Consider the following 7,657-nt stretch of genomic DNA (forward strand, 5'->3'; position numbering starts at 1 on the left):
GTCGCGGCGAGCACGGCGCGTTGGGCGGCCAATTTGGCCGCCACGATGCCGCGCGCCAGTTCGAGCGCCCACGCCGGATCCACAACCAGTTGGCTTTGGCGCAGGCGCAACGCGCCAAACCGCAAGGGGCCGGCGGTGAGGGTGGCGTAATGGCGGCTGCCGTGCTGGTTAGTCAGCATGACCGGTATCCCGCGTCCGAGCAGTTCGACTAAGAGCGCGGTCGAGATCTGCACGCCGCGCCCCATGAGCACGATCTGGTTGATCTTGTTAAGTGGAATTTCTTGCAGCACTTCACCGGCGCGGGTGATGATGATCTGGTTGTCGCGTTTGCGCACAGTGACGCCTTGTTCTTGGACGTACAGCGTAGCCATAGCATTGCTCCTTGTTGAGGTTGTTTACCGCAGAGGGTGCAGAGGGTGTAAGCGAGCGCGGTGCGCCTTCTCCCCGCTCCCTTTCAATGGGGTACAGAACATTTGGTCCAGCACCCGGCCCTTCAGGGCCGGGCTACGATGACGAAGCCCGCTGCGCGGGCTGTTGCCCCCACCCCTTACCCCTCCTCCACTGGGGGCGGGGTGATGGGGAGCATAGCACTGGGATGGAGGGAAGAAAGCAACATTTTGTGTTCTTTTGTCGCTATTTCCCTTACCGTTCGGCCAGTTGCCAATTGCCGAGCCGCGCCATCTAGTCGGCCACCAATTGCTCGTGGCGCAGCCGCAGTTCGAGCAATACCCGCTCGTGGTGTTCGCGCCGCTCGGCGGCAGCTTGGGCCCGCGCCAGCCGCGGTCTTCGAGCTGTTGTTGCAATTCGACCAACGCCTGCGACTGCGCGCCGCGCCGCTCTTCGCCCCCCAATGTCACTTCGCCGGCGATACGCTTGCTCTCGTGCTGAGCAGCCAGCAGTCGCAGCGCCTGATCAGTGCGGTGGCTCTCGAGCAATTGCTATTGCAGCCGTTCCCACTCTGGCTGGAAGCGGGCCTGCTCGCTCTGCCACACCTGCTCTTCGTGAGCGATCTCGGCGACCTGCGCCCGAATCTGGGCGTTGATCAAATCGAGTCGGGCGGCCAGCGTCGCCCGCTGCACTTCGGCATGCTGGGCCAAGAGCCGCTCACGCGCTTCGGCGGCCCGCATCTGCATACGCAAGCGATGCTCGTGATCGCGCTCGACCGTCTGCGCAGCCAGCGCGTGCAGACGCGCCCGGTGGCGGGCCTCGGCGACCCGGCGCTCTTCATCGATCTCGGCCGCGGCAATCGTCGCCGCCATCGCCGCCTCGGTGTGGCGCTCGTCGCCCTGCCGGTTGAGCGTCTGCACCCCAATGATCTCAAGGCCGGCCAAGGCTGGATCGGCCTGCAACCGTTCACAGACAAAGCGGGCCGCGTCATCAATCCCCTGCGCGCCGGTGAGTTCGGCATGGCTGTGCCGCTCGATGAAGACATGGGCCGCGGCGCGGGTCGCTGCGCTCACCGCTACCAGCGGTTCGCGGTGCTGCACAAGCAACAGCGGATCGCGCACCGCCAGCTCGATCGCCAGCCAGAGCCGGATCGGCCACTTATCGGCGCTCCAGCCTGCGATCGGGCCGATCTGCACTTGGCGGCGGCGAGCATCGACCCACTGCGCCAGCACCGGGCCGGGAGGCGCCCAAATCGTGTGGCTGCCGGCGGTGAAAGTGCGCGTCGCGCCGCCGGGCAGATAGACCACCGCCCACGCGCCGGGTGGCACCACCACCTGCGCCATGAGGCCCAACAATTGACGCGGCAATTGTTGCGGTGCAGTCGCCAAGCCAGTGGCAAAGTGCAATGCCGGCAACGTCTGTGCCATCGTCTCAGCGGTGATCGCTCCGTTCACTACCGCCAAGCCATCATTGACCGCTTCTGCGACCGCTTCGCGCACAGCGGTTGCAATCATGGGTTCGCGCGTTTGCATAACTCGCCTCCTAGTTGTTATGGATCGTGAACCAAACCATTCGCTATCTGCCTATTCCCTCCCTCCCCACCCCGGCCCGGCGCAACAACGCCTGCCGTCCACCCAACGCTTCCCCCGCCAGCGCGTCAGCCAGCCGGTTGAGATCGCGGGGGATGCGCACCAGCTCGAACGCTGCTGGTGGAAACTGGCCGCTCAGCTCGCGTGCAGGCTGGGAGAGTGGACGGATCGGTTCGGCGCGCACCGCTGCCGCGCCGCGCAATTGCTCAACCAGCAACTGGCTATCGGTGAGACAGCGCACCCGCCGGTTGGGAAAGTCGCGCCGGATCAGACGCAGGGCCGCAATCAGGGCCTGATACTCGGCCTCGTTGCTGGTGCAGGCCGGCGCGCGCCCGGCATAGAATTCGGATCACTGCGGCGCGCTCGCTGCGCACCAACATGCCTAATCTAGCCGTGCCGCGCGCCGGAAAGCCCGGCGTACCGTCAATTTGCACAATCAACCACTCGGCTAGGCGAGCAGGCTGTACGCGAGGATGAGTAAAGATCGCGCCGGCGATACGGAAGGTCGTCGCCAGACAGCCGCGTAACAGGTGGCGCGGCAACCGGATCGGGAGGGGTTTGAACGGCAGCGCAGCGATCGCCAAACCGATGCAACAGAGCGCGCACGAAGCGAGACACCATACCATAACCTCCTCCTTACCCAAGAGCTTCGTATCAGCAGCGCCGGTGTGCGGCGGAAGATGCAAGGCGCTCTACCTTAAGAATAGCACAACTTTTGTTCACAAATGTGAAAAAATTATGCGAATTTTGGACGATTTTTCAACCTCGCCCAACGGAACGCCCCCTTGCCAACGTAGCTGCACTCTCTGCTATAATGAAAGGTATGAGCGAACACATCACTCTTGCCGAGATTGCGCGGCTGCCGACCGCCTACCATGTCGCGCATATCCGTATCGAACCGAATATCATCCTCGCCCCGATGGCCGGCGTGACCGACAGCATCTTCCGCCGGATGATTCTGCGCCTCGGCGGCTGCGGCTTGGTCAGCACCGAAATGACCAACGCGGCCAGTGTTAGCCCCAAGGCCTTGCGCCGCCACCGGTTGCTCGACTATTTGCCGGAAGAGCGCCCGCTGACGATGCAGATTTCGGGCAACGATCCCGATCTGGTCGCCAACGCGGCCCGCATTGTCGAGCATTTAGGCGCCGACATTATTGATATCAACTGTGGCTGTCCATCACCCAAAGTAACTGGCGGCGGCCACGGTTCGGCATTGCTGCGCGATCTGCCGAAGATGGAACGGCTGTTGCGCGCGGTGCGCGCGGCGGTGCAGATTCCGGTGACGCTGAAATTCCGCGCTGGGTGGGATGAGCAGAGTCTGAATTATATCGAAGCGGCCCAACGCGCCGAAGCCGCTGGCGTTTCGGCACTGGCGCTGCACCCACGCACCCGCGAGCAGGGGTACAAAGGGCAAGCCGACTGGTCACGGGTTGCCGAAGTCAAACGCGCCGTCTCGATCCCGGTGATCGGGAGCGGTGATGTGACGACGGCGGTTGATGCGCTGATCCGGTTGCGCGACAGCAGTGCTGATGGGGTGATGATCGGGCGCGGCGCGATCGCTAATCCATGGATCTTTCGCCAGATCGCCGATCTGCGTCGCGGGGTTGCGCCGTTTGCGCCGGCGCCGGCTGACAAGCGCAACTTACTGATCGAATACATGGCCATCTGCGCCGAGGAGTTGCCGGAACGGCTCGCGCTGAACAAGATCAAGCAGTTGATCGGCCAATTCCATGTTGGCTTGCCCGGCAGCAACCACTTGCGCGTGGCGGTGCATACGGCTGCTAGTCTTGCTGCTGCCCGTGAGGCGATTGAGCAGTTTTTTGCGCCCTACCTCGACACTGATGCCGCTGTGCCTGAAACAGCGATAGCGGCGGATTAATGCGCCAGCCCGCAGCCGCGATGAACACCGTTGCGGCTGCGGGCCTTGGCGTCAGAATAGCAACCTGCGATGCACGACGGGTATCTGTTTACGCTAGGCATTTGCGGCAGCGCCGATGAAGATGATCCGGCGCCAGAGGTGTTGAGCGCGCTGCTCGGCCAATTGCCGCCGGTGAAACGGGCCGCGTTTCTCGGCCTGTTGCCTCTTGGCCAACCCGACGCGCTGCTGGCCGATATTGTGGCCGATATGCGCGACGCCGAGTTGATCGTGATCGTCACGCCGGCTACGGCGCCGCAACTGCCGGCCCGCCTCAACGATCTGCTGCGCGCCGCTTATGCCGCCGATCTGGCCGGACGCTACGCCGCGTTAGTTGCCGTCGGGCCGCACGCCGCCACCGTGCTCAATGAATTGCGGGCCGCAGTTGCGACATGCGGTTTTACGATCGCCGGTGGGTTTGCGCTGGCCGCAGACACGCCGTTGCCACACGCCGCCATCCAAGCGGCGTACCAGACAGCGCGTGCAACGCTGGCGCCGCATGCGCTTCCGTAGGACGGGCAGAGCGCTGCTCTGCCCCATCGCACAACGAAGTCACTATGGTCACGCCTCGCATCCCAGCCAACAAAATCTGGATCGCCGACGAAGCCATCTACTATCTGTTAGCGCGTCCGGCGCTCACGCGCAGCTTTGATCACATCTGGCTCGCCCAATACGGTCCGCGCCCCGATCCGCAGCGTGGCCCGTACATCTTCTACTTGAACCATTCGGCGTGGTGGGATGGGTACATGATGATGCTCATTCACCGCGCAATTATGCGGCGGGCATTTGATAGTTATCTCATGATGGAAGAGCGGCAACTGCGCGCGTACCGCTTCTTTACGTGGTGCGGCGCTTTCTCGATCGAGCGGTGCGATCCCGCTGAATCGCAGCGCGCGCAGATCTATGCTGCCAACCTGTTGCGCGAACGGCGCGATCGGGCGCTCTACATCTTCCCGCAAGGCCGGATCGAAGCCAACGACTACCGCCCGCTGACCATCTACCCCGGCATTGCCCGCATCGCCGCGCTGGCTGGCGATGTCACCCTCTGCCCGATCGCACTGCGTTACGAATTCCTTGGCCAACAATGGCCGCATGCCTTTGTGCAGATCGGCCCGCCCCACCTGCCGGCTAGCCGCACCGATATTGAAGCGATCCGGGCCGATGTCGCCGCGCGGCTGACCGCAGCAGTTGACACCCTCCGCGCCGATGTGATCGAGCAGCGGCTAGGCCGGTTCCAGCCGCTGCTCAGCGGACGGTGGGGCATTGACCGCACATGGGATGCAGTTAGGGGTTGGTTTCAGCGACGCGACGCAGACGGCGGGCCAGCCGCGGCAGCAGCCAATCGCCTGCGAGCACGAGCATAATCAAGCCGCCGATCAGGGCTGGCAACACTTGGCCGCGAGCAAGGTTGACGACCACGAACATCGTAAGATTAGTTAAATACAACACCGGCGGCAGCCACGGCATAAAGTGCTGCGGCGTATGGCTGAGTTGCGCCGCTTGCCGGCGCAACGCCAGCAACACCCACGACAAGATCAAGCTCGTCACCCACCACGCCACAAAGTTGGACGCCGGAATGCCATAGTAAAAACCGGTTTCATCACTCGTCCAAACCCAGTAGCGATTAATGTAGACGGCGAACGGCTCGATTGTTACGTCAAGCAACAGCGCAAACGACGCCGCGGTCAAGACGCGGGTCGGATTAAGCTGGCGATCATCTACCGGACGGCCATCACGGTTGAGGATCCGCTCGGCGACGCCAACCGCCGCCACGACAATCAACAACCAAGCAAAGGGGATGGCCAGCGGCACCACGCCGAAGATTTGCGGTTGCAACACATCAGTGTACGAATAGCTCCCGAATGGAAAGCCGGTGTTTGCGCCAATGTGCTCAACTGCCCACGAAATAACCAGAATCAAGCCGGCTGCCAGCGCACCCCACCAGCGATAGCGCACGGTCAGCCACAACCCCATCAACGCGCCTTGCAAAATCAGCAAAGCGCCTCCCATCCACGTACCCCACACCGGCACCCGATCCAGCGCGACCAAGACGATGGCGAACGGATAGATAAAGAGGTAGACGGCGAGCAGGAGAACAACGCTGCGACGTAACGGTGGCAACAAAGATTGATCAGAAAACATAGAGTAATATATTCCTGACAGACGGGTCATACCATTCGGTAGCCCCTATAGTTGATTATAGATTCGCTTTCATGGCCTGTCAAAGCTTTCAATGACCTAACCATATCCTCACGTTCGCCGGCAGGAAATTGACAAAATCGTTATGGCAACAATCGTAAACATGTGCTACACTAAGAATTGAATAGGAGTACTATATACCGCCGGCGCCGCCTCTACAGATCACATCTTGCAATGGCGCAGGATCAGCGACATAGGGGGTGACCAATGACTCACACGCCAGCCAATGGCCATCCAGTGCGCATTCTCCTTGTAGAGGATGACAATAATATTGGACGTATTATCGAATTTGCCATGCGGGGGCTTGGCATTCCCTACGAATTCGTGTCGGTGCTCAGCGCGGAAGAGGGTCTTGAACGCTGGCGAGAGCAGCCGTTCGATTTGCTGATCACCGACTACAACCTGCGCGGCATGAACGGTGTGCGCTTGATCAAGGAGCTGCATGCCCAAGGGTATTACCCGCCAACGCTGATCGTCACCGCCTATGACTCGGCTGAGGTACGGAATGCAGCCGCTGAAGCGGCGGTCGATAGCTACATGACTAAGCCCTTCTTCATCGACGAATTGATCGAGCGCATTAAGCAACTGCTCCCCTCGGCCCACATCGTCCACGAGCGCGCGATCAACGGGTATTGAGCCAATTCATCGCAGGCACCATGCAAGCAGCGTTAAACAGGCGTGCGGCAGGGGCCTGCCGCACGCTGTATTTTAGCCAGCCACGTTAATCTAACACTGCCGGCGTGCGATGCAACGGCAGCAACCCGGCGGCGGCCTGTTCTGGCGACGGCAACGCCGATTCAGCCGGTTTGTCGGAAGCGGCCAACAGCAACGCTCCCCGTGCGTGCAGGTCCTGCCCCAGCCGGAACAGCTCGCTGCTGAGGGCCAGCCGGCCATCAGCCATGCGCGCTGCGGTTGTCACCAATTCGGTGCGGCGGAACTGCGTAAACGGCGTCGGATCACCAGCTTCGATCCGTTCGATCAATTGCTTGCGCAGCGCCTGCAACTCAACCGGCACCTGTTGCGCGGCAATCAACAATTCGAGCAGCGTCGGTGACAAGCCGGCAGCTAATTGCACTTCAATCGCCGGCAAATCAAACACCTCGACCGTCGCAAACAAGGCCAGCGCCACCGTGTAGTCTTGATTGTCGAGGGTCAGCCGGTGCCATTCCCGCCGGCACAATTCGGCATAATTCCGGCGAAACAAGCTGCGATCAAACTGGTCGCCCAACAACTCAGTGGCGACCATCAAGGCCGCCTCGGCCCGCGCATCGTCAATCGCGCCATCTGACCGCCCGCGCGGGCCGAGAAGGGTTTTGTCAATATCGATCAGGACGGCGGTTTGGGTCCAATCCACCCCCCGCGCCACCAGTTCCGCCGCCCATTGCTGCACCAAGGCCCAGCGGGTCGCCGTCGCAACTGCATCGTCCCACTCAAGGGTAGCCGGCGCTACCGGACGGTCAACGCCGATGAAGCCATACGCGGTGATCTCGCCCAAACTTTGCAAATGGACGGTCAAAAGCCGATCATTCTCGGTATCGCCGATCACGGCCACGGTCGTGAGCGGCGG

General features: G+C 61.9%; 11 protein-coding genes. 5 read left to right on the forward strand and 6 right to left on the reverse strand.

The window, feature by feature from the left end; all coding sequences use genetic code 11:
* Nucleotides 1-371: CRISPR-associated endonuclease Cas1 (locus U9R81_RS15845; protein WP_322496399.1), on the reverse strand; the 371-nt coding region annotated here is incomplete at its 3' end.
* Between the two features lie 256 nt (nt 372-627).
* On the opposite strand from U9R81_RS15845, the gene U9R81_RS15850 reads away from it, so the two are divergent.
* Nucleotides 628-888: a hypothetical protein gene (locus U9R81_RS15850; RefSeq protein ID WP_322496400.1), complete on the forward strand. Its 261-nt coding sequence runs from the start codon at nt 628-630 to the stop codon at nt 886-888.
* A gap of 50 nt (nt 889-938) precedes the next feature.
* Here U9R81_RS15850 and U9R81_RS15855 read toward each other — a convergent pair whose 3' ends face one another.
* Genes U9R81_RS15855 through U9R81_RS15865 form a run of 3 tightly spaced genes read right to left on the reverse strand, consistent with a single transcriptional unit; the run spans nt 939 to nt 2,602 of the window.
* Entirely contained in the window at nt 939-1,919 is a 981-nt protein-coding gene (locus U9R81_RS15855; RefSeq protein ID WP_322496401.1) for an SPFH domain-containing protein, read from the reverse strand.
* A gap of 43 nt (nt 1,920-1,962) precedes the next feature.
* Nucleotides 1,963-2,265, reverse strand: a complete 303-nt coding sequence (locus U9R81_RS15860; protein WP_322496409.1) for a reverse transcriptase-like protein — start codon at nt 2,263-2,265, stop codon at nt 1,963-1,965.
* Nucleotides 2,198-2,602: a hypothetical protein gene (locus tag U9R81_RS15865; protein WP_322496402.1), complete on the reverse strand. Its 405-nt coding sequence runs from the start codon at nt 2,600-2,602 to the stop codon at nt 2,198-2,200. Before U9R81_RS15865 ends, U9R81_RS15860 begins: the two co-directional genes overlap by 68 nt.
* Before the next feature lie 197 nt (nt 2,603-2,799).
* Between U9R81_RS15865 and dusB the strand changes: the two genes are divergently transcribed.
* The 3 genes from dusB to U9R81_RS15880 all read left to right on the forward strand — a co-directional run bounded on the left by dusB (nt 2,800) and on the right by U9R81_RS15880 (nt 5,255).
* The gene (gene dusB / locus U9R81_RS15870; RefSeq protein WP_322496403.1) at nt 2,800-3,855 is read left to right on the forward strand and encodes a tRNA dihydrouridine synthase DusB; all 1,056 of its coding nucleotides are present in this window, start codon (nt 2,800-2,802) and stop codon (nt 3,853-3,855) included.
* Nucleotides 3,856-3,924: 69 nt separating this feature from the next.
* Nucleotides 3,925-4,404, forward strand: a complete 480-nt coding sequence (locus U9R81_RS15875; protein ID WP_322496404.1) for an NAD(P)H-dependent oxidoreductase — start codon at nt 3,925-3,927, stop codon at nt 4,402-4,404.
* Nucleotides 4,405-4,448: 44 nt separating this feature from the next.
* Nucleotides 4,449-5,255: a lysophospholipid acyltransferase family protein gene (locus U9R81_RS15880; protein ID WP_322496405.1), complete on the forward strand. Its 807-nt coding sequence runs from the start codon at nt 4,449-4,451 to the stop codon at nt 5,253-5,255.
* Here U9R81_RS15880 and U9R81_RS15885 read toward each other — a convergent pair.
* The gene (locus U9R81_RS15885; protein WP_322496406.1) at nt 5,176-6,033 is read right to left on the reverse strand and encodes a carotenoid biosynthesis protein; all 858 of its coding nucleotides are present in this window, start codon (nt 6,031-6,033) and stop codon (nt 5,176-5,178) included. The two genes, U9R81_RS15880 and U9R81_RS15885, sit on opposite strands and share 80 nt — an antisense overlap.
* A 264-nt stretch (nt 6,034-6,297) precedes the next feature.
* Here U9R81_RS15885 and U9R81_RS15890 point away from each other — a divergent pair, with 264 nt between their 5' ends.
* Nucleotides 6,298-6,726 (forward strand): response regulator, encoded by a 429-nt coding sequence (locus U9R81_RS15890; RefSeq protein WP_322496407.1) that lies wholly within the window; start codon nt 6,298-6,300, stop codon nt 6,724-6,726.
* A gap of 85 nt (nt 6,727-6,811) precedes the next feature.
* Here U9R81_RS15890 and U9R81_RS15895 read toward each other — a convergent pair.
* On the reverse strand, nt 6,812-7,657 hold an 846-nt coding region (locus tag U9R81_RS15895; protein WP_322496408.1), incomplete at its 5' end, for a hypothetical protein.

Origin of the sequence: Chloroflexus sp. (genome assembly GCF_034435895.1) — a bacterium.
Lineage (GTDB): Bacteria > Chloroflexota > Chloroflexia > Chloroflexales > Chloroflexaceae > Chloroflexus.